Annotated in this window: 17 protein-coding genes and 1 pseudogene; 9 read left to right on the forward strand and 9 right to left on the reverse strand. The window is 70.9% G+C overall.

From position 1 onward, the window contains the following. Positions 1–14: 14 nt before the first annotated feature. From ACGFI2_RS18590 to ACGFI2_RS18605, 4 genes and pseudogenes are all read right to left on the reverse strand, one after another. Positions 15–1,520 carry a flotillin family protein gene (locus tag ACGFI2_RS18590; RefSeq protein WP_393518277.1) on the reverse strand — a complete coding sequence of 502 codons (1,506 nt, stop codon included), beginning with the start codon at positions 1,518–1,520 and terminating at the stop codon, positions 15–17. A gap of 24 nt (positions 1,521–1,544) precedes the next feature. Continuing rightward, the gene (locus ACGFI2_RS18595; protein WP_393518280.1) at positions 1,545–2,087 is read right to left on the reverse strand and encodes a hypothetical protein; all 543 of its coding nucleotides are present in this window, start codon (positions 2,085–2,087) and stop codon (positions 1,545–1,547) included. Between the two features lie 31 nt (positions 2,088–2,118). Beyond that, positions 2,119–2,910 (reverse strand): hypothetical protein, encoded by a 792-nt coding sequence (locus ACGFI2_RS18600; protein ID WP_393518282.1) that lies wholly within the window; start codon positions 2,908–2,910, stop codon positions 2,119–2,121. Positions 2,911–2,971: 61 nt separating this feature from the next. Then, positions 2,972–3,148: pseudogene (locus tag ACGFI2_RS18605) on the reverse strand (sigma factor); the annotation flags it as partial. 67 nt (positions 3,149–3,215) lie between these two features. Here ACGFI2_RS18605 and ACGFI2_RS18610 point away from each other — a divergent pair. After that, complete coding sequence (locus tag ACGFI2_RS18610; RefSeq protein WP_393518285.1) at positions 3,216–3,695, forward strand: methylated-DNA--[protein]-cysteine S-methyltransferase; 480 nt, start codon at positions 3,216–3,218, stop codon at positions 3,693–3,695. 399 nt (positions 3,696–4,094) lie between these two features. On the opposite strand, the gene ACGFI2_RS18615 is transcribed toward ACGFI2_RS18610, so the two are convergent. Continuing rightward, positions 4,095–5,174 carry an inositol-3-phosphate synthase gene (locus ACGFI2_RS18615; RefSeq protein WP_393518288.1) on the reverse strand — a complete coding sequence of 360 codons (1,080 nt, stop codon included), beginning with the start codon at positions 5,172–5,174 and terminating at the stop codon, positions 4,095–4,097. A 23-nt stretch (positions 5,175–5,197) separates the two neighbouring features. Continuing rightward, the gene (locus tag ACGFI2_RS18620) at positions 5,198–5,836 is read right to left on the reverse strand and encodes a PadR family transcriptional regulator (RefSeq protein ID WP_393518291.1); all 639 of its coding nucleotides are present in this window, start codon (positions 5,834–5,836) and stop codon (positions 5,198–5,200) included. Between the two features lie 177 nt (positions 5,837–6,013). Between ACGFI2_RS18620 and ACGFI2_RS18625 the strand changes: the two genes are divergently transcribed. From ACGFI2_RS18625 to ACGFI2_RS18635, 3 genes are all read left to right on the forward strand, one after another. After that, on the forward strand, positions 6,014–6,460 hold the full coding sequence (locus ACGFI2_RS18625) for a DUF5318 domain-containing protein (protein ID WP_393518294.1): 447 nt from the start codon (positions 6,014–6,016) through the stop codon (positions 6,458–6,460). Positions 6,461–6,654: 194 nt separating this feature from the next. Beyond that, positions 6,655–9,471, forward strand: coding sequence for a transglycosylase domain-containing protein (locus ACGFI2_RS18630; protein ID WP_393518296.1), 2,817 nt, complete (start codon positions 6,655–6,657; stop codon positions 9,469–9,471). A 122-nt stretch (positions 9,472–9,593) separates the two neighbouring features. After that, positions 9,594–11,153: a glycosyltransferase family 87 protein gene (locus ACGFI2_RS18635; RefSeq protein WP_393518299.1), complete on the forward strand. Its 1,560-nt coding sequence runs from the start codon at positions 9,594–9,596 to the stop codon at positions 11,151–11,153. Between the two features lie 133 nt (positions 11,154–11,286). Here ACGFI2_RS18635 and ACGFI2_RS18640 read toward each other — a convergent pair whose 3' ends face one another. Together ACGFI2_RS18640 and ACGFI2_RS18645 are read right to left on the reverse strand one after the other, a co-directional pair. Then, positions 11,287–13,446, reverse strand: a complete 2,160-nt coding sequence (locus tag ACGFI2_RS18640; protein ID WP_393518302.1) for a hypothetical protein — start codon at positions 13,444–13,446, stop codon at positions 11,287–11,289. Then, entirely contained in the window at positions 13,443–14,225 is a 783-nt protein-coding gene (locus tag ACGFI2_RS18645; protein ID WP_393518305.1) for a deoxyribonuclease IV, read from the reverse strand. The genes ACGFI2_RS18640 and ACGFI2_RS18645 overlap by 4 nt, the downstream gene beginning before the upstream one ends. Positions 14,226–14,861: 636 nt before the next feature. On the opposite strand from ACGFI2_RS18645, the gene rpsF reads away from it, so the two are divergent. From rpsF to rplI, 4 genes are all read left to right on the forward strand, one after another. Beyond that, positions 14,862–15,152: a 30S ribosomal protein S6 gene (gene rpsF / locus ACGFI2_RS18650; RefSeq protein WP_067301247.1), complete on the forward strand. Its 291-nt coding sequence runs from the start codon at positions 14,862–14,864 to the stop codon at positions 15,150–15,152. 81 nt (positions 15,153–15,233) lie between these two features. After that, positions 15,234–15,773 carry a single-stranded DNA-binding protein gene (locus tag ACGFI2_RS18655; RefSeq protein ID WP_393518308.1) on the forward strand — a complete coding sequence of 180 codons (540 nt, stop codon included), beginning with the start codon at positions 15,234–15,236 and terminating at the stop codon, positions 15,771–15,773. Positions 15,774–15,814: 41 nt separating this feature from the next. After that, a complete protein-coding gene (gene rpsR, locus ACGFI2_RS18660; RefSeq protein WP_007073789.1) occupies positions 15,815–16,054 on the forward strand; it encodes a 30S ribosomal protein S18 in 240 nt (79 codons plus the stop codon). 14 nt (positions 16,055–16,068) lie between these two features. Beyond that, on the forward strand, positions 16,069–16,515 hold the full coding sequence (rplI, locus tag ACGFI2_RS18665) for a 50S ribosomal protein L9 (RefSeq protein ID WP_091061823.1): 447 nt from the start codon (positions 16,069–16,071) through the stop codon (positions 16,513–16,515). A gap of 64 nt (positions 16,516–16,579) precedes the next feature. Here rplI and ACGFI2_RS18670 read toward each other — a convergent pair whose 3' ends face one another. Continuing rightward, positions 16,580–18,091, reverse strand: a complete 1,512-nt coding sequence (locus ACGFI2_RS18670) for a hypothetical protein (RefSeq protein ID WP_393518312.1) — start codon at positions 18,089–18,091, stop codon at positions 16,580–16,582. 395 nt (positions 18,092–18,486) lie between these two features. Here ACGFI2_RS18670 and ACGFI2_RS18675 point away from each other — a divergent pair, with 395 nt between their 5' ends. Next, the gene (locus tag ACGFI2_RS18675; protein ID WP_393518315.1) at positions 18,487–21,168 is read left to right on the forward strand and encodes a replicative DNA helicase; all 2,682 of its coding nucleotides are present in this window, start codon (positions 18,487–18,489) and stop codon (positions 21,166–21,168) included. The last annotated feature ends 3 nt before the right edge of the window (positions 21,169–21,171 follow it).

The raw sequence follows: 21,171 nt of genomic DNA on the forward strand, positions 1-21,171 counted from the left end.
GGCGCCGTCGTACGTCACGGGTTGACCGTGCTGCCGTCCACCGTGGTCTTGCCGTTGGTGTGCGCGCTGCCCAGCCGGGCGAGCAGCCCGGCCAGGTCGATGCCGGTCAGGTCGCTGCCGAGCTGGAGGCCCTGGGCGACGTTGCCGGCCACCGACTTGGTCAGCGACGACGCGCCGTCGGTGGAGATGACGGTCATCTTGTCGATCGCGCCGATCGGGGCGCTGGCCGCGCCGACCACCTCGGGCAGCACCTTGACCAGCAGGTCCAGCACGGCGGCCTCGCCGTACGCGGCGAACGCCTCGGCCTTGCGAGCCATCGCGTCGGCCTCCGCCTGACCCTTGGCCAGGATGGCCGCGGCCTCGGCCGCACCCTCCCGCTCGACCGCCTCGGCGATCGCGGACCGCCGGCGCTGCTCCGCCTCACCTTCCTTGGCACCCTCGATCGCGTTCGCCTCGGCCAGCGCGGCCCGGCGGGCCCGCTCGCCCTCACCGGTGAGCCGGGACTGCTCGGCGACGGCCTGGGCGGCGGCGATGGTGGCCTGCCGTTCGGCGTCGGCGCGCAGCACCGCCGCGTTGCGGGCGGCCTCGGCCTCCTGCTCCACCTTGTACCGCTGGGCGTCGGCCGGCTTGCGCACCTCGGTGTCGAGCTGACGCTGCTTCAGCTCGGCGTTGCGCTCGGCCACCTTCTGCTGCTCGGACAGGATCGCCTGGTCCCGCTCGGCCTGGGCGAGCGGACCGGCCGCCGCCGACCGCGCCTTCGCCGCGTCGATCTCGGCCTGGATGCCGGCCTGCTTGAGCGACAGGTTCCGGTTCGACTCGGCGATCGCCTCCTCGGCGAGCAGCCGCTCCTGCTCGGCGGCCTGCCGGGCCCGGGCCTCGGCGATGGCGGCGTCCTTGAGCACCCGGGCGGCCTCGGGCCGGCCCAGGTCGGCCAGGTACGAACCCTCGGCCAGGATGTCCTGGAGCTGGAAGGTGTCCAGCACCAGGCCCTGGTTGGTCATCGAGTGCTCGGCCTCCTCGGCGACCGCGCTGGCGAACGCGGCCCGGTCCCGGATGACCTCCTCGACGGTGAGCCGGCCGACGATCGAGCGCAGCGCGCCGGCCAGCACCTCCCGGGTGAAGTTGTCGATCTCGTCCTGCTGGTGCAGGAAGCGCTGGGCGGCGGCCCGGATCGCGTCCTCGGTGCCACCGACCTTGACGATCGCGACGCCGTGCAGGTCGGCGCGGATGCCCTGCTTGCTCACCGCGCCCCGGATCCCGACGTCGATGCGCCGGCTGGACAGGTCGAGGGACTGCAGCTTCTGCACCACCGGCAGCACGAAGACCGAGGCGCCGAGCACGACCTTCTGCCCGGACATGTCGGTGGATCGGATGCCCTCGGCGGTCTGGGTGGTCCGGCCCTTGCGGCCGGTGACGATGAACGCCTCGTTCGGCCCGGCGACCTTGATCCGGGAGAGCACGAAGAAAACGAGCAGGACGGCGAGGAGGACCGCGCCGCCGATGGCGACGAGCAGGAGCATGGGGGTTCCCGTCTGTTGGGGGGTTCAGTAGGTCTCGACGTGCACGCTGGTCTCGCTGAGCGCTTCGACCACGAAGATCCGGGCGCCGATCGGGATGGGCTGGTCGGCGCGGGCGTTGAGCTTGACCGGTTGGCCGGCGAGGCGTACCCGGACCTCGCCGTAGCCGCCGCTGGGAATCGGGGTCACCACCAGGCCGATCGCGCCGGTCAGGTGGTCACGGGTGGGGGTGGCGTCGGTGCGCATGTTGCGGGCCGCGCGGCTCAGCCGGGCCGCCAGCCAGCCGGTGGGCACGGCAGCGAGCACGCCGCCGGCCACCGCCGCCGCGATCATCCCGGAGGTACGCCCGCCGAGCAGCTCGTTGACGATCGCGGCGCCGAACCCGAACGCACCGGTGAACCCGGCGACCGCTTCCAGCGACACCGGCCCGTCGACGTCCGGGTGGCCGAGATGCAGCACTCCCGAGCCGAGCAGGGCGAGCGTCAGCACACCGACACCGACCCCACCGATGATCAGGAAAATGAGCGTCCCCGTGGCCACGACCTGCACGGTATCGGTGTCGCGCAACATCCACTGCGTGCAGCGGACCTTCAGTGACCACTCAGCCCGGCGCGATCGTCACCTCGGCGAGGCGGAACTCCTCCGGCAGCGGCTGGCGGATCAGCTCCCGGCCGGTGGCGTCGGCGTACACGAACTCGTGCGAACCGTTCGGCCGCCGGTAGAGCAGCCGATCGGGGCCGGCCCAGACGGCGTCGGCGGCGGGCAGCGCGGTGACCACCCGGCCGGTTGCCGCCTCCACCAGCAGCGGCTCCCGTTGCCCCTGGACCACCACCAGCTTCCCGTCCGGTGACCAGGCCCACGGCCCGCCCGGGTCCCCCGGCAGCGGCTCGAAGCGGGTGGGCCGGCCGGTGTCGGCGGAGAAGAACTGCACGCCCCGGCGCGGGTGCCGGGCCGATTCGGACCGGGGGCGGCTCGGGTCGGTCTGCTGGAGCAGCACCTCCCGTCCGTCCCGGCTCCAGAGGAAGAAACAGTGGTCGGTGCAGAGGAACTGGTCGGTGTCGACGGCGTGGGTGCGGGTGGCGCCCTTCGCGTCCAGCACGACGAAGCCGAAGTGGTCGAGCCGGTGGCTGGTGAACAGCAGGCGCCGGCCGTCCGGCGACCAGCTCGGCGCGGCGAGCGCGCGACCCGGCTCGTACCACCGGATCGTCCCGCGGGCCAGGTCGACGAGGCCGACCCGGCGGGGCCGATCGTCGTCCCAGACCGCGACCAGCGACCCGGTCGGGGCGGGGAGCACGGTGTCGTAGCGGCCGTTGACGAGGTAGCGACCGTGTGCCCGGTCGAGCAGGTAGGACTTCCCGCTCGACCGCGCGACCTCGCGCAGGCTGGTGACCACCCAGCCGCCCGGCAGCGTCAGCGGGCCGTGCGACCAGTTCGCGCCGGGCGCGGAGCGGATTCACGTACGGCTCCGCGTCGCCGCGGATCCGGGGCCACCGGGCGTACGCCTTGGCCAGCGCGTTCTGCAGCAGGTCCTCCGCCGCGTGCTGGTTGCCGGCGAGCGCGTACGCGACCCGCAGCAGGACCGCTCCCCGTTCGTTGACGAATGCGGTGAACTCCCCGTCGACCTCCGCCACCGTCCACCTCCGTCTCTCAGACGCCCGGGGCGGGAGGAACTTTGCCCGCCGCGCGACAATGGGTGGCATGCGCTGGACCGTGCTCGACTCGCCGATCGGGGAGTTCTCCGTCGGCACCGACGCCGACGCCGTGCGCGGCGCGCACTTCGGCCGGGTGGCCTCGGCCGCTGACGAGCCCGCAGACGACCTGGCCCAGCGGGTCGTAATGGAGTTGCGGGCCTACTTCGCCGGCGAGCTGACCGAGTTCACCGTGCCGGTGTCGGCGCCGCGCGGCTCGGAGTTCGAGCGTGCGGTCTGGCGCGAGATGACCCGCATCCCCTACGGGGAGACGACCACCTACGGCGAGGTGGCCCGGGCGCTCGGCGACCCGGGCGCGGCTCGGGCGGTGGGGGTGGCGTGCAACCGCAACCCGCTGCCGGTGATCGTGCCCTGTCACCGGATCGTCGGGGCGGGCGGCAAGCTGGTCGGCTTCGGCGGCGGGCTGCCGCGCAAGGTGACCCTGCTGGAGTTGGAGGCGGCGGTGGCGCTGCGCCGCGCCTGGTCCTGACCTTCGTTCCCAACAGCCCGACTGACCGATCATGAGGTAAGCGCTTCTGGAGCGCGAGCGGTTACCGCATGAGGGCTGTGGTCGCCGGGCGCGGGTGTCGGCAACGTCTCCTTGGGCAGGGTGGGGCGCGAGTGGAACGTCATGGGTGTCTATGGCACCGTGACACACCCATGCTGTTCCACTCACGGGCAGGGTGGGGCGCGAGTGGAACGCTATGGGTGTCTGCGGCGCCCCGACACACTTATGGCGTTCCGCCCGGGCGCCGGGTGCGACCTGACCACCTGTGACGGCTGGTGCTGGCTCGATATCTGTCAGCTCGACCGGTGAGGACGGCCTGAACGACCACGGAGGGCCGGGTCCCGACGGACCCGGCCCTCGCGATGTGCTGGCGTCAGCGCGTCAGCGCTCGATCTCGCCCTTGATGAACGCCTCGACGGCGGCGTGCGCGTCGTGGTCGGCGTACTGCTCCGGCGGGGACTTCATGAAGTACGAGGAGGCGGAGAGGATCGGGCCACCGATCTTCCGGTCCAGCGCGATCTTCGCGGCGCGGACGGCGTCGATGATGACACCGGCCGAGTTCGGCGAATCCCACACCTCGAGCTTCAGCTCCGCGTTGAGCGGGGTGTCACCGAAGGATCGGCCCTCCAGGCGGATGTACGCCCACTTGCGGTCGTCCAGCCACGGCACGTGGTCGGACGGGCCGATGTGCACGTCGCTCTTCTGCATCTCGTGCGGGATCTGGGAGGTCACCGACTGGGTCTTCGAGATCTTCTTGGAGACCAGGCGGTTGCGCTCCAGCATGTTCATGAAGTCCATGTTGCCGCCGAAGTTGAGCTGGTACGTGCGCAGCAGCTCGACCCCGCGGTCCTCGAAGAGCTTCGCCAGCGCGCGGTGCACGATGGTGGCGCCGACCTGGCTCTTGATGTCGTCACCCACGATCGGCAGGCCGGCGTCGGTGAACTTCTGCGCCCACTCCGGGTCGGAGGCGATGAAGACCGGAAGGGCGTTGACGAACGCGCAGCCGGCGTCGATCGCGGCCTGGGCGTAGAACTTGTCGGCCTGCTCGGAGCCCACCGGGAGGTAGGAGACGACCACGTCGACCTGCGCGTCGCGCAGCGCCTGGGCCACGTCGACCGGCTTGGCGTCCGACTCCTCGACGATCTCGCGGTAGTACTGGCCCAGACCGTCGAAGGTCGGGCCGCGCTGCACGGTCACGCCGGTCGGCGCCACGTCGCACAGCTTGATCGTGTTGTTCTCGCTGGCGACGATCGCCTCCGCGAGGTCCATGCCCACCTTCTTGGCGTCGACGTCGAACGCCGCGACGAACTTCACGTCCGAGACGTGGTAGTCGCCGAAGGTGACGTGCATGAGACCCGGGACGCGGTCGTTCGGGTCGGCATTCCGGTAGTACTCCACGCCCTGTACGAGGGACGAGGCGCAGTTACCCACACCGACGATGGCGACGCGGACGGAGCCCATAGCGTCTGCCTCCTTCTTCTTCATCACGGCCGCTCTGTCCTGGACGTTCCAGGCGTGGGCGGGCTGTCGTTGTCTCCTCGGCCCGTGGCCGTCCCGGGGTGCGGGGCGGCCGGGGCCCGGCCGGAGCGCTCGTTGGCGATGAGCTCCTCCAGCCAGCGGACCTCGCGCTCGCAGGCGTCGAGCCCGTGGCGCTGCAGTTCCAGGGTGTACGCGTCGAGGCGCTCGGCTGCCCGGCCGAGCACGTCACGAAGACCTTCGCGACGTTCCTCGATCTTGCGACGACGACCTTCCAGGATCCGGAGCCGGGTGGCCTGGTCGGTCCGGGCGAAGAACGCGAAGTGCACGCCGAAGCCCGTGTCGTCGTACGTCTCGGGTCCAGCCTGCGCTATCAGCTGGGCGAAGCGTTCCTTGCCCTCCGCGGTAATGGTGTAGACCACCCGACCGCGTCGGCTGGTCAGCGCGGGAACCTCCTCGGCGGTCGCGGGTGTCTCGGCGGCTTCGGCGATCCATCCCGCCGCCTGCAGCCGGCGCAGGGTCGGGTAGAGAGAGCCGTAGCTGATCGCCGCCCGGATGGCGCCGAGCTTGGCGGTCAACTCCTTGCGCAGCTCGTAGCCGTGCATCGGAGCCTCCTGCAGGAGGCCCAGGATGGCGAACTCAAGCACGGGCGCCATCCCTTCTTTCCCCCTGCGCGGAGGGCTAACCACCGCGATGTATCGGGCCGATACATCGCACGTTAGCGGACGGGGGTGGCCAGGGCAAACCCCCGGGTTACGCGACGCGATCGTCACTGATCGTGACCATGGTCGCCTCGGTTCGACGGAGCGCGTACCCTTTGCCGCATGCGTACGCAGCGCCAGGTGGTCGACTACTCGCTCCAGAAGCGAGCGGTGCTGCGTGAGCTCCTCGCCGGACGGATCGGCACGTACGACGTCTGCGACGCCTCGCCGTACCTGAAGAACGCCGCCCGCTTCCACGGCGAGCCGACCGACCGTCGCTGCCCGATCTGCCGTAGCGAGAACCTGATCCACGTCCACTACATTTACGGTGACGAACTCAAGCAGTCGGCGGGTCAGGCGCGTACCCGGGCAGAGTTGCCCGTCCTGGCCATGACGCTGCGTGAGTTCCAGGTGTTCGTGGTGGAGGTCTGCCCCGGCTGCGACTGGAACCATCTCGTCGAGCAGTTCCTGCTCGGCCGGGACGGCCTCGCGGGTGAGGCGGCGGACGCGACCGGGTCGGCCACGGCCGACGGCTCCACCCCTCGGCGAAGGCGAGAGGCGCAACGGTGAACGCGGCTGTTCCGATCGTCGCCGGCCCGTTCCCCGGGCGGCACGAGCGACAGTCTTTAAGCATAATTGGTCCGAATAGATCGGATTTGACGGGCACTCGCTGGCGCGGCCGGCAGGTAACGTCCCGTGTTTCAGCTCACGGCAACCCGGTGGCGGCGCCCCCGCGTCCCACCGCGACCGGCAGGGTGTGAGGAATGAACTACGGCGATTCCAGTTCTTCGCGTGGGCGGGCCCAGATCCCGGGCCCGAACGGCGACCCCGGCTCCGAGCGGAGCCCGCGCGGGAACGGCTGGTCCGGCGCTCCCGAGGGCGGCGCCTCGGCGCGCGCCTCGGTCACACCGCGCGGCGCCGACGGCCGCGCCCCGGTCAGCGGCGTACCACCGGCGCCCCGCGGAGCCGCGGGCGCGGCCCCGGTCGGCCGCGCCGGAGCGGGCCGGGCCTCGGTGCCCGTCTCGCCGGCACCCGGCGTCTCCGGACGCGCGGGCGCCGGCCGCGCGTCGGTCCCGGTCTCCCCGGCCGGTCCGGCCGGACGCGCCTCGGTGGGCGCGGCGAGCGTGGGCGGCGCCGGGCGGGCGAGCGTCGGCGCGGCGCCGGTCGGCGGCCGGGCCGCGGTGGCCCGGGCCGGCGTGCCCGGCTTCAGCGGCGGTGGTCCGGGGGGTCCCGGTGGTCCGGGCGTTCCGCTCGGCCCGGCGCGGGGTGGTCGCGGTGACGACTCGGCCCGGTCGAAGAAGCGCCGTCGGCTCAACATGCTGATCGCCGGCTTCGCCGTCTTCATCATGCTCGCCGGCATCGGCGTGGTGAGCTTCACCTGGTACTCGCAGAAGGTGCTCCTCCCGGAGGACACCATTCCGCCGCTGTCCACCACCATCTACGACCGGACCGGCAAGACGCCGATCGCCCGGATCGGCGACCAGAACCGGCAGCTCGTCACCATCGAGCAGATCCCGGTGTGGGTCCAGCACGCGGTCGCCGCGGCGGAGGACCGGAACTTCTACCGCCACTCCGGCGTGGACTACAAGGGCATCGCGCGGGCCGCCTGGAACAACGTCAGCGGCGGCGACAAGCAGGGCGCCTCGACCATCACCCAGCAGTACGCGCGCAACGCGTTCGACAACCTGAACCAGGACACGTACGGCCGCAAGGTGAAGGAGGCGATCCTCGCCTCCAAGCTGAACGACAAGTACGACAAAAGCGTGATCATGCAGCACTACCTGAACGTGATCTACTTCGGGCGCGGCGCGTACGGCATCCAGGCCGCGGCACGGACATACTTCGGCAAGAACGTCGACAAGCTCACCGTGGCCGAGGGCGCGGTACTGGCCGCGCTGATCAAGCAGCCCGAGCCGAGCGCCTCGCACCAGGGCTACGACCCGGCGATCAACCCGCAGGCCGCGCTGGACCGCTGGAACTACGTCATCAACGGGATGATCACCGAGAAGTGGCTCGACGCGCCGAACACCCCGCCGCACCCCACCGAATATCCGAAGGCGCTCAAGCCGACCAAGAACAGCGCCGGCGGCTTCGGCATCGACACGCCGTACGGCAACGTCGTCAACTACGTCTCGCAGGAACTGCGCGAGATGAAGCTCTGCACCGACAACGAGGCCGAGGCGACCGACAAGAAGCCGCTCTGCGCCAAGGCGCTGAGCCGCGGCGGTTACCGGGTCACGACCACCATCGACGCCAAGATCCAGAGTGCCGCGGTGGCGGCCGCCCAGCGGGCCAAGAAGGGTTCCGAACTCGCCGGCCAGCCCCCCAACCTGATGGCGGCGCTCGTCTCGATCGATCCCAGCAACGGCGAGGTGCGCGCCTACTACGGCGGCGACAACGGCACCGGCACCGACTACGCCGGCAAGAACGTCGACAACGGCGTGATCAGCGGTGGTCACTCGCCCGGGTCGAGTTTCAAGATCTACACGCTGGCGGCGGCGCTCGACGAGGGCATCTCCCTCAAGTCGCGCTGGAAGGGCAAGTCCTTCAAGCCGGACAAGATGGAGTTCACGGTCAGCAACGCGGGTTCCGACGCCAGTTGCGGCAACTCCTGCACGCTCGAGCAGTCGACGCTCAAGTCGCTGAACGTGCCCTTCTACTACATCACCGAGAAGATCGGCCCGGACAAGGTGCTCGACATGGCCAAGAAGGCCGGCGTCACCACCATGTGGCGGACCGACACCAACCCGGCCAAGTCGTACGACCTCGCCAAGTACGACGCAAAGGACCTCGCGCCCGATCCGTTCTTCCACGTCATCGGCTACGGCCAGTACCCGATCACGGTGCTCGACCACGCCAACGGCGTGGCCACCTTCGCCAACGAGGGCTGGTACAACAAGGCGCACTTCATCCGGAAGGTCGAGAAGCAGAACCCCGACACCGGCAAGTGGGATCTGCTCAAGACCGTGAAGACCAACCCGGAGCAGCGCATCAAGAAGGACGTCGTCGCCGACGTCACCTCGGTGCTGGAGGAATACCCGGGTCAGGTGAACCGGCGGCTCGACGACGGCCGTAAGGCCGCGGAGAAGACCGGCACCTGGGAGTTGAACGCGAAGACGCTCGACAACGGCGACGCGTGGATGATCGGCTACACGCCGCAACTCGCCACTGCGGTCTGGGTCGGCAACAAGGGCGCCCGCAAGGCGATCAAGGACAAGGACGGCAACAAGATCAGCGGCGCCAAGATGCCCGGCGCCATCTTCCAGCGCTTCATGGACGACGCGTTGAAGGGCAAGGAGAAGCGGGACTTCCCACCGGCCGCCAACATCGGCAAGGACGACGTCGGCAACGGCGACAAGCCGGTCGAGCCGACTCCGCCGGGCGGCGCCGCCTGCGACCCGCTGGGCCTGTTCTGCCCGGACGGCAACCAGGGCGGTGGCAACCAGGGCGGTGGCAACCAGGGCGGCGCCACCCCCGGGGGTGGCGGCGACCAGAACGGTGGCCTTCCCGGCTTCCCCGGGGGCGGCGGCCGAGGCGGTGGCGTGCTGCCCAGCACCCCACCGACCAGACAGACGAACTGACGCGTACCACCTGACGGCGGCGGCCGGACCCGAGCGGTCCGGCCGCCGCCGCGTTCCGCGGACCGGAATTTCTCCGCGCGCGGCGGGACGGACACCCCTGGCGTACGGCAGGATGCCTCTCCATGAGCACCCAGTCGACCGCAGGCATCGATGAGCCCGGCGCGTCCGGGGAGGCGCCCCGACCCGGAGCGACCGCCGACCACCCGTCCCGCTCGGACTGGTTCGTGCGGGGCACGTCCGGCCTGATCGGCGGGCCGCTCGGTGACCACGCCACCGCCCTCGACCGGCCGGCCGGTCAGGAGAGCCGGTTCTGGACCGCCGCGCGGATCGTGCTGGCCCTGGTCTGCCTCACGCTCGCCCTGCACTGGGTGCAGAAGTCGCCCTGCCAGGACGGCGCCTGGCAGAACAACGTCCAGTACACCCGAATGTGCTACACCGACGTGCTGGCGCTCTACTACGCCGAAGGGCTCAACGAGGGCAAGGTCCCCTACGCCGACCACCCGGTGGAATATCCGGTGCTGACCGGCTACTTCATGGGCGCGCTCGGCCTTCCGGTGCACGCCCTCGGCGTCGACAACCCCGGCATCAACCAGGGGCAGTGGTTCTACAACCTCAACGCGCTGGTGCTCGGCGCGCTCGCGGTCGCCACCGTCGCGGTCATCCTCAACCTCCGCCGTCGACGACCCTGGGACGCGGCACTGTTCGCGCTCTCCCCGGCGCTGGTGCTCACCGCCACCGTCAACTGGGACCTGCTCGCCGTCGGCCTGGCCGCGTTCGGGCTGCTGGCGTGGGCACGCGCCCGACCCGACCGGTACGGCATGCTGCTGCCCGGACTGGCCGGTGTGCTGCTCGGGCTCGGCGGCGCGGCGAAGATGTGGCCGCTGTTCCTCCTCGGCCCGATCCTGGTGCTCACGGTGCGGGCCGGCCGGCTGCTGGCCGGGCTCGTCACCACGGCCACCGCGCTGGTGACGCTGGTCGCGGTCAACCTGCCGGTGGCGATCCCCTACCGGGAGAGCTGGGGCAGATTCTTCGACCTGAACACCACCCGGCCCATCGACTGGGGCACGCTCTGGTACATCGGCCGCTACCTGGACGGCCGGATCAGCCCGTCCGCCCCCGGCGAACTCGGCCCGTTCGAGTGGCTGAACGCCAACGTCTCCACCCTCAACTGGGTGTCGTACCTGCTCTTCGGGCTGGCCTGCCTGGGCGTGGCCGCGCTCGCGCTGCTCGCCCCGCGCCGGCCCCGGCTGGCGCAGGTCGCCTTCCTGATCGTCGCCGCCTTCCTGATCTTCAGCAAGGTCTGGTCGCAGCAGTTCGTGCTCTGGCTGCTGCCGCTCGCGGTGCTCGCCCGGCCGCGCTGGGGCGCGTTCCTGGCCTGGCAGTTCGCCGAGGTCTGCTACTTCGCCGCCTTCTACGGCGAACTGCTCGGCACCGCCACCTCCCGGCCGGTCTTCCCCGAGGGCGTCTTCGTGCTGGCGTCCACCCTGCGCCTGGTCACCGTGGCGGTCCTCTGCGGCTTCGTGATCCGGGACATCCTGCGACCGGAGCAGGACGCGGTGCGGCAGACCTACGCCGACGACCCCGACGGCGGGCTGCTCGACGGCGCGCCCGACGCGCCCTGGCACCAACGTTGGCGCTCCGGCGCCGCCGCCGAACCCCCCGTCGAACCCGTGCCCGCCTGACCGGGACGGGAGCGACGAGGACCACAGTCCACCGTGCGCAGCGGTCCACGGTGGTCGGCGCCGCCGTCGGGTTCGGCGTGGTCACCCCGCCCGCCGCGCCGCCGATGGCCCGGACGCGGCGGCGCGGCCGGCTTCACAGCCGGTAGACGACCGCCTCGCCGACCTGCTCCCGGGTCACGCCCAGCCCTTCCACCGGCCGGTCGAGCATCCCCTCCCACGGGGTGCCGCCGAGCTGGTCCCGGAGCACCACCACGTTCCGGACCCCGATCCGCCGCAGATAGTCGATGCTGGCGTAGTCGGGGAAGCTGACCGTGGCCTCACGGACCTGGGCCTGGGAGTTCGGGGTGAAACCGCTGCCGCCGTTGACCATCCGCTGGAACCGGTCGGTCGACCAGAGCATCACCGGCTGGTCCAGGTTCTGGCTGCTGGGCAGCACCAGCATCGGACCGTCGACGGTGCGCATCGCCGCCGGCTGCCGGGGCACCACCGGGTGCGGGGTGACGTTGAGCCCTTCGGCCAGCACCAGCAGCAGCGGCACCAGGGTGGCCAGCCGCAGCCACGGGCCCGGCCACGGCGGGACCCGTTCGGCGGCCAGCTCACGCACCCGCATGCAGAACGCGGTGACCGCGCCGGCCGCGAGCAGGCCGAGCAGCAGCGTGGTCCAGAGCATCATCCGGCCCGGCGTCCGCAGCCCGTTCCAGCCCGGCAGGTAATCGAAGAGCGGCACGTAGGTGAACCGGCCCTCGAGGAACTTGGTGCCCATCGCCAGCGCCATCGTCACCAGCACCCCGGCGAGCAGGAAGAGCCGGTGGCGGACCCGCCACACCGAGAAGAACAACCCGCCGGCGGCCAGCGCGTAGAGCGCGAAGCCCGGCAGCAACGTCATCTCCGGCGACCAGGGCAGCACCGCCCGCGCCCCCTCGTGCAGCTCGCCCCAGACCCGGGACTCGGCCGGCGCGGTGAAGAAGCCGCTGGCCGGCGGCGAGTAGAGCTGGATCTCGGCGAGCGTGCGCGCCGCGTTCGGGTGCAGCTCGGCGACCTTGAAGAACGGAATCGCCAGCAACCCGCCCACCGCGGCGAAGACGAGCGCGCCGATCATGTCGGCCAGGAACAGCCGCCGACCGAACGGGCGCTTCACCCGCCGCCGCCGGACGAACCACAGCACCACCGCGACCAGCCCGACGCCGGCCAACAGGTAGGCGAACGGCAGGCCGATGCCGAAACCGAGGCTGAGCTGCCAGGCGGCCACCAGCCAACCGGCCAGCGCCCAGCCCGCGTGCCGGCGACGCGGGCGGTAGCCGTACCGCAGCGACCAGCCGTGACCACGGGCGAGCATGGCCAGCGCCAGCGGGATGCCACCGTTGGAGATGATGTGCAGGTGCCCGGCCTGGGCCAGCAGCCACGGCGCGTACGCGAAGCTCGCGCCGGCCACCGCGCCGCCGATCCGGCCCGCGCCGAGCTGCCGGGCCAGCGCGTACGCCCCGAACGCGGCGAGCGCGTGAGCCAGCACGAACATGATGTTGTAGCGCAGCACGGCCTGCTCCGGGCCGACCCCGATCAGCCCGGCCGGGGCGTACCCGAGCAGCGTGTCGGAGAAGGCGAAGCTCCAGTTCTCCGGGAAGAACGTGTTGGAGTGCCACAGCATCGCCGGGTCGGTGCGCAGGATGTGCCCGGACCACGCCATCTGCCACGCCTGCAGGCTCGGGTCCCAGTAGTCCTGCGGCAGCGTGTAGCGCGGGTAGCGCAGCGTGGGCCAGGTCATCGCCGCGGCCACCGCCAACGTGGCGACGGCGGCGAGCGTCCACTCGTGCGCCAGGAACCGACCCACCGCGCGCACGGCCCGACCGGCCCGGCCCAGCACCGGCTCGGGCGCCGGCCCGAACGCGGTCCAGCGATCCGCCGGCTCGTCGCCGTCCGTACCGTCGGTCTTGTCCTTGCCGTCCACATCGTTCTTGGCGACGTCGTCGGTCCTCGCGTCGCCGTCCGTACCGCCGGTCCTGCCCTTGCCGTCGGCGCTCGCGTCGCCGTCCGTGCTTCGGACCTTGCCGTCGGCGGCGGTCCCGGCGTCGGCATCCTTGCCGTCGGACCCGCTCTCGCCGTCGGTCTCGTCGCTGCCGGCCACGGTGGTGGCCGTGGCCGTCGCGGCGGGCTCGTCGCGGACGGCGGGCGTCGCGGCCCCGGTCCGCCCGGCCCGCACCTCGCCCGGTGCGGGCTTCCCGTCCGCCGAGGCGTCCTCTGGCTGCGGGTCGGCGCCGGACCGGTCACCGGTGGCGCCGGACTGTTCCGTGGTCATGCCGTGGCACCCAACTGGCCGCGCAGGAACGCGATGTCGGACGCCTGCCCCTCGACGCCGCCCGGGGTCTCGACGATCACCGGCGCGCCGGCCGCCCGGATCACCGCCACCAGCAGCTCGGGGTCGATCGTGCCGCCGGTGAGGTTGTCATGGCGGTCCTGGCCCGAGTCGAAGGCGCCCTTGGAGTTGTTGGCGTGGATCAGGTCGATCCGGCCGGTGATCGCCTTGACCCGGTCGACCAGGCCCAGCAGCTCCTCGCCGCCGGCGTGGGCGTGACAGGTGTCGAGGCAGAAGCCGACCTCGTGGTCGCCGAGCGCGTCCCAGAGCCGGGCCAGCGCGTCGAGGTGCCGGGCGCAGGCGTTCTCCCCACCGGCGGTGTTCTCGATCAGCACCGGCAGCGGGAAGCCGCCGGAGTCGGCCGCGTAGGCGAACGTCTTGCGCCAGTTGTCGAAGCCCTTGGCGAGGTCGTCGCCGGCGTTGACGTGGCCGCCGTGCACGATCAGCCCTCTCGCGCCGACGGCCGCCGCGGCGGTGGCGTGACCGAGGAGCAGCTTGCGGCTGGGGATGCGGATCCGGTTGTTGAGCGTGGCCACGTTGATCACGTACGGCGCGTGAACGTAGAGGTCGACGTCGGCGGCGCGCAGGCGTTCGGTGTCCTCGCGTGGCTTCGGGGCCTTCCAACCCTGCGGGTCGGCGAGGAAGAACTGCACCGCGTCCGCCTCCCGGGCGGCGGCCTCGGCCAGCGGGTCGGCCGGATCGACGTGGGCTCCGATTCGCATGGAGGGCAGCCTACGTCGCGCCTGCGACGGGCGGTGTGCTCGCACGGGGTCGCGGCACCGGGTGTGCGTCACCACCCGGCCCGGCGGTCGTTGTCCGAGGTGGGATCGATGGTCGACGCTCCGCCCGGACGTGGTCCACAGCACGGGACGGGTGAGGCAAGGCCCCCGGCAACGGGACGCCCCGCCGTGCGGCCCGGCACGACGGGGCGCGGTCCGCTCCTCATCGGCACCGCAATCGGCCAGGTGGACGAAATTCTCCATTTACCCCAAGCGGTGACGAGAGCCGCTGTATGGTCATACCAGGGAACAACATGATAAAGCTCCGCGGGGCGTCCTCGATCCAACCTCATCGGTGTGGTCGTTCCTCCCCAGGTCCCACCCAAGGAATGCGGACGGGACGCCCCGCGGCCCTGTGGACAGGGGTCCACCTTCTCGGCGCACGACGCCGGAGGTGGGCCCCTGTCGCCGCCTCCGGGGCCACCCGGACCACCGGCCCCGGCATGATCGTCCGGACCGGCTATCCTGGTCCGGTTGTCCGCGTCCGGCCGGGTTCCCCCGGCGTCGGGCGGGCAACGACGCACGACCTCCTGCCACGGAAGGACCGTGGCCGCCTAGCCCACAGGAGGTGAGCACGTCTTGCGTCACTATGAAGTCATGGTGATCCTCGATTCCAGCCTCGAGGAACGCACCGTCGCCCCGTCTCTCGACACGTACCTGAACGTGATCCGGACCGCGGGTGGCTCGGTGGAGAAGACCGACGTGTGGGGCCGCCGGCGCCTCGCGTACGAGATCAACAAGAAGGCCGAGGGCATCTACGCCGTCATCGACCTCCAGGCGACGCCGGAGGCCGTGGCCGAGCTGGACCGTCAGCTCCGACTCAACGAGTCGGTGCTGCGCACCAAGGTCATTCGCCCGGAGATGCGCTGAGCATCTAGGACCCGGCACGTCCGGATCAAACCTCATCCGCGCTGTCGGAGGGCTCTGAGAGCCTGTACGGCACAACGATGAGTGCGCGAGGAGATGGTCATGGCAGGAGACACCACCATCACGGTCATCGGCAACCTGACCGATGACCCCGAGTTGCGATTCACCCCCTCCGGTGCGGCGGTCGCGAAGTTCCGGGTCGCTTCCACGCCCCGGTTCATGGACAAGGCGTCCGGCGAGTGGAAGGACGGCGAGCCGCTGTTCCTCTCGTGCACGGTCTGGCGCCAGGCCGCCGAGAACGTCGCCGAGTCGCTGCAGCGCGGCGCCCGGGTGATCGTGTCCGGCCGGCTGCGTCAGCGGTCGTACGAGACCCGCGAGGGTGAGAAGCGCACCGTCATCGAGCTGGAGGTCGACGAGATCGGCCCGTCCCTGCGCTACGCCACGGCGAAGGTGCAGAAGATGTCCCGCTCCGGTGGCGGAGGCGGCGGCTTCGGCGGCGGTGGCGGTGGTGGTGGCCAGGGTGGCGGCGGAGGCAACTTCGACGACCCCTGGGCCTCGGCTGCCCCGGCCCCCTCCCGCGCTGGTTCGGGCGGCGGAAACTTCGACGAGGAGCCCCCGTTCTGATGGCGCCGAGCGCCCGCGATCGCAAACCAGGAGCAAGAGCAATGGCGAAGGCTGCGGCACTGCGCAAGCCGAAGAAGAAGGTGAACCCGCTCGACAAGGACGGGATCACCTATATCGATTACAAGGACACCGCGCTGCTGCGCAAGTTCATCTCCGACCGCGGCAAGATCCGCGCTCGACGGGTGACCGGCGTTACCTCGCAGCAGCAGCGGCAGATCGCCCGTGCGGTCAAGAACGCCCGCGAGATGGCGCTCCTGCCGTACACGGCCACGGCACGCTGAGGGGAGGCACGGACATGAAGATCATCCTCACTCAGGAGGTGTCCGGCCTCGGCTCTCCGGGCGACATCGTCGAGGTGAAGGACGGCTTCGGCCGTAACTACCTGCTGCCGCAGGGCTTCGCGATCGCCTGGACCAAGGGTGCCGAGAAGCAGGTCACGGTCATCAAGCGGGCCCGCTCGGCCCGCGAGGTCCGCGACCTCGGCCACGCCAACGAGATCAAGGGCCAGCTCGAGGGCCTGAAGGTCAACCTGAAGGCCCGCGCCGGCGACGGCGGCCGGCTCTTCGGCTCGGTCACCCCGGCCGAGATCGTCGACGCCGTCAAGGCGGCCGGCGGTCCGACCCTGGACCGCCGCCGGCTGGAGACGCCCGGCCACATCAAGTCGCTCGGCGCCTACCCGGTCAGCATCCGGCTGCACCCCGAGGTGACCGCCAAGTTCGACCTGAACGTGGTCAAGGGCTGACACCCACCGCACGACGGAAGGGCCCGCACCGGACAACCGGTGCGGGCCCTTCCGCTTGTGCACGTCAGCCGATCGCCTGGCCGGTCACCGCGCTGATCACCACCGTGGACAAGCCACCGCCCACCACAGCCGCCGCCAACGCGACCGTCGCCGAGCGCCACGTCGTCCCGACCTGACGCAGCAGCACCGCCACCACGAGACTGCTCACCAACGCCAGCCCGAACCGCGGTGCCGCCGCGGACAACGACGCGAACGCGTGCGCCCGCGGCGAGTCGCAGCCGCCGCCGCTGATGTCGGTCACGCACCCCGGCGGCGCCTGCCCGTCCAGGAAGACCAGGCCGAGGAAGAGCAGCACCGCCGGCACCAGGTAGCAGGCCGCCGTGTAGACCAACGGTCGCAGCGGGCCACCCGGATCCGGGTCCAGCAGGTCGTCCTCCAGCCGCCGGCCCCGCGGACCGCCGCCGATCGTGTCCATCCCCCGCCGCAACGCGGACCCGCCCGACCCCACCGGCTCCGCCGACCGGCGAGCAGGCGCGGCCCGCGGACGCGGAGCAGGGTACGCGACCATCGGCGACCGAGGCGCCGACGTCGGCGTCGCCATCCAGCGCGGATCGTCGTCCGCCAGGCGGGTGCCCGACCAGAACTCCTCGACCTGCTCCGGCGACGCCCAGCCCTCCCGGACCGGCGGCGTCGTGCGGTCCCACGGGTCCACCGCCGGGTACCGGTCGCCGGTGTCCCGAACCCGGTCGAGGTGACCGGTGTCGGTGAACCGGTCCCACTGGCCGGTGTGCTCCGTCCGGTCCCACCGGTCCTCCTGGCGCTCCCACCTGTTCCCGGTGGCGCCCCGGCCCCACTCGTGCACGCCCGACGCATCCCACGGGTCGATCGCCGGCTGCTCCACCGGCGCCGGCTCGACCGCCCGGCCCCGCTCCCACGGATCGACCGCGGGCGGCGGCCAGGAGGAACTCGACGTGGAACGCCGGCTGCGCCGGGTCGGCCGCTCGGCCTCCCACCCGCCGGCGTCATCCTCCGGACTCGCCTCCTCCGGCAGCCCCGACCAGGTCACCTCCGGCTTGCGGGTCGCCGCCCGGCGTGGACGACTCCGCGGGACGGTGCCCGACACCGGCTGGCCCTCACCCTCGGCCCGCCTGCTCCCGACGTATCCCCGCTCGTGCGGTGCGTCCAGGGTCCACTCGGCGGTGTGGTCGGACACCGGGGCGGCGCCGATGGCCCGCAGCTCACGCCCGTCGTCGTCGCGGCGCCACCCGACGTCGGCCCGCCAGCCGCCACCCGAGGACGGCGACTCGACCTCGACGCCGGCATCGTCGTCGTCCGGCGCGGCGTGACGTCCACCGCCGTCGGCCCGGCTGATCCCCGACTCGACCGCCCACCGTGGCAGATAGGCGTCCACCGGCTCGTCCTGGCCACGCTCGATCGCCCGCCGCCGGCTCGGAGTGCGCTGGCGCTCCGGCGCGTACGAGTCGACCCCACGCGGCCCGGCGGAGGTGTCCCAGGAACCGCTCGGCCGGCGCACGCGCGGGGTGTCCTCCCCGCCTGCCCAGTCCTGGTGTCTCACGGCCGGAGCGTGACCCTTCTCCTCAACCCGAAAGTGCAATCCGCTGTCAAGGTGCAGCCGTTCGCAGCGATAGTACGGGACGAACGGCGACAAGGCTCGACCTGAAATCTTCCGTCCACAGGGTGGGGATGGGAAAAGCCCAGGTCAGGAGCGATAGGCCCGGAATTCCCCATCACTTTTCCACACCCTGTGCACACCCTGCGCACATGCCGGCCCCGCTGCGTCCACAGGTTGTCCCGAGGCTCGTCCACCGGCCCTGTTGGTGGCTGACCTCGGGTTCCGTATCGTGGCCAGCGACCGCCGGGCGATGACCCCCGATCGACCGGGGGGTCGGCGGAAGTTGTCATACCCCGGCGATAGAGCTGGACTCGATCCGACGCAGCAAGGGGGGACCCGTGTCGGTCACCGACGAGACGCGCGCGGACCGGACCGGGGGGCAACCGTCCGAGCCGCCGCGCCGGGACGCGTCCTTCGAGAAGACCCCACCCCAGGACGTCGCCGCCGAACAGTGCGTCCTCGGCGGCATGCTGCTCTCCAAGGACGCCATCGCGGACGTCGTGGAGATCCTCAAGACCAACGACTTCTACCGCCCGGTGCACGCCACCGTCTTCGACGCGATCCTCGACATCTACGGCCGTGGTGAGCCGGCCGACCCGATCACCGTGGCGGCGGCGCTCGCCGACTCCGGCGACCTCGCCCGGATCGGCGGCGCGCCCTACCTGCACACGCTGATCGCCAGCGTGCCCACCGCCGCCAACGCCGCCTACTACGCTCGCATCGTCGGCGAGCGGGCCGTGCTCCGCCGGCTGGTCGAGGCCGGCACCCGGATCGTGCAGCTCGGCTACGGCACCGGCCCGAGCGGCAGCCGTGACGTGGACGACATCGTCGACCTCGCCCAGCAGGCCGTCTACGAGATCACCGAGAAGCGGGTCAGCGAGGACTTCGCCGTCCTGGCCGACATGCTGCAACCGACGCTCGACGAAATCGAGGCGGTCGGTGCCCAGGGCGGCATGATGACCGGCGTGCCGACCGGTTTCACCGACCTCGACCGCCTGCTCAACGGCCTGCACGCGGGCCAATTGATCATCGTGGCCGGCCGACCTGGTTTGGGCAAATCGACCGCATCTATGGACTTTGCCCGAAACGCGGCAATTCGCGCCAACCAGGCCGCGGCCATCTTCTCGCTGGAGATGAGCAAGGTCGAGATCGTCATGCGACTCCTCTCGGCCGAGGCGCGGGTGCCGCTGCACGTGCTGCGTAGCGGGCAGCTTTCCGACGACGACTGGACCAAGCTGGCCCGCTGCATGGGCGAGATCAGCGAGGCGCCGCTCTTCGTCGACGACACCCCGAGCATGAACCTGATGGAGATCCGGGCGAAGGCGCGCCGGCTCAAGCAGAAGCACGACCTGAAGCTGATCGTCGTCGACTATCTCCAGCTGATGACGTCGCCGAAGCGCACCGAGAGCCGGCAGCAGGAGGTCGCGGACCTGTCCCGTGGCCTGAAGCTGCTGGCCAAGGAGGTCGAGTGCCCGGTGATCGCGGTGAGTCAGCTGAACCGTGGCCCCGAGCAGCGCACCGACAAGCGTCCGCAGTTGTCCGATTTGCGTGAATCAGGCTGCCTCACAGCGGAGACGAGACTCATCAGGGCTGACAACAACGCGGAGGTAACGCTCGGCGAGCTTCTCGCCAACAAGGCGAAGGACATCCCGGTATGGGCCTTGGACGAGAGTCTCCGTTACACGGCCCGGACGCTCACCCACGCTTTCCCCAGTGGAACGCGGGCGGCGTTCCGGATGACCCTTGCTTCTGGGAAGCAGATCGAGGCCACCGCGAATCATCCCTTCCTCACGTTCGGCGGTTGGATGCCGCTGGCGGAGCTCACGACGGGAGCGAGGATCGCTACTCCCCGGCACATCCCGCCGCCATTGGCCGTCCGGCCCTGGGCCGAATCAGAGGTGATCATGCTGGCCCACCTGCTCGGGGACGGCTCGTTCGTCCGACGCCAGCCGATCCGCTACGCCAGCTGCGATGAGACCAACCTGACAGCCGTGGCGGAGGCTGCCCGGCATTTCAAGATTACGGCCGTGCGCGACGACTACGCGGCGGCTCGGGTCACGACTCTCCGCCTACCGGCACCCTTCCGGCTCGCCCGAGGGCGGCGGAACCCGATCGCTGGGTGGCTGGATGGGTTCGGGTTGTTCGGCCTCCGGTCTCATGAGAAGTTCGTGCCCGCAGCGGTGTTCAGCCTGCCGAAGGAGCAGATCACCCTCTTCCTGCGGCACCTGTGGGCCACTGACGGCTCCGTGACCGTGAACAAGTCCGGTCGAGGCGGTCGCGTCTACTTCTCCTCCACCTCCCGCCGAATGCTTGAGGACATCTCTCGGTTGTTGCTCCGCTACGGGATCTCGGCACGGCTGAAAGAGGTCCCGGTTCATCGGCATCGGCCGCAGTACACGCTCGATGTCTCCGGCCGAGACGACCAGCTGCGTTTTCTTCGTGAGATCGGTGTGCACGGTGAGCGCGCCAGCGGTTGTGCGGCGCTGTTGGCCAGCCTTGAGGCCATGGTGAGCAACCCGAACGTGGACACCGTGCCTAAGGAGGTGTGGACACGGGTGCGAGAGATCCTGACCGAGCAGAAGATGAGCCATCGGGAGTTCGCGGCCGTTGTCGGCACCAAGTTCTGCGGCAGCACGATGTGGAAGCACGCACCCAGTCGATCACGCCTCGCCAAGATTGCCACGGCGTTGGACTCGGCCGACCTCGACCTGCACGCTACGAACGACGTCTTCTGGGACGAGATCGTCTCGATCGAGCCGGTTGGCGAGAAAGACGTCTATGACGCGACGGTGCTCGGTGTGCACAACTTCATCGCCAACGGTATCGCCGCTCACAACTCGATCGAGCAGGACGCCGATGTCGTGATCTTGCTGCACCGTGACGACTACTACGACAAGGAGTCGCCGCGGGCCGGAGAGGCGGACTTCATCATCGCCAAACACCGGAACGGGCCGACCGACACGGTGACGGTCGCGGCCCAGTTGCACCTGTCGCGCTTCGTGGACATGGCCATCGTCTGAGCC

The sequence above is a fragment of the Micromonospora sp. NPDC049282 genome (assembly GCF_043197045.1).
Classification (GTDB): domain Bacteria; phylum Actinomycetota; class Actinomycetes; order Mycobacteriales; family Micromonosporaceae; genus Micromonospora.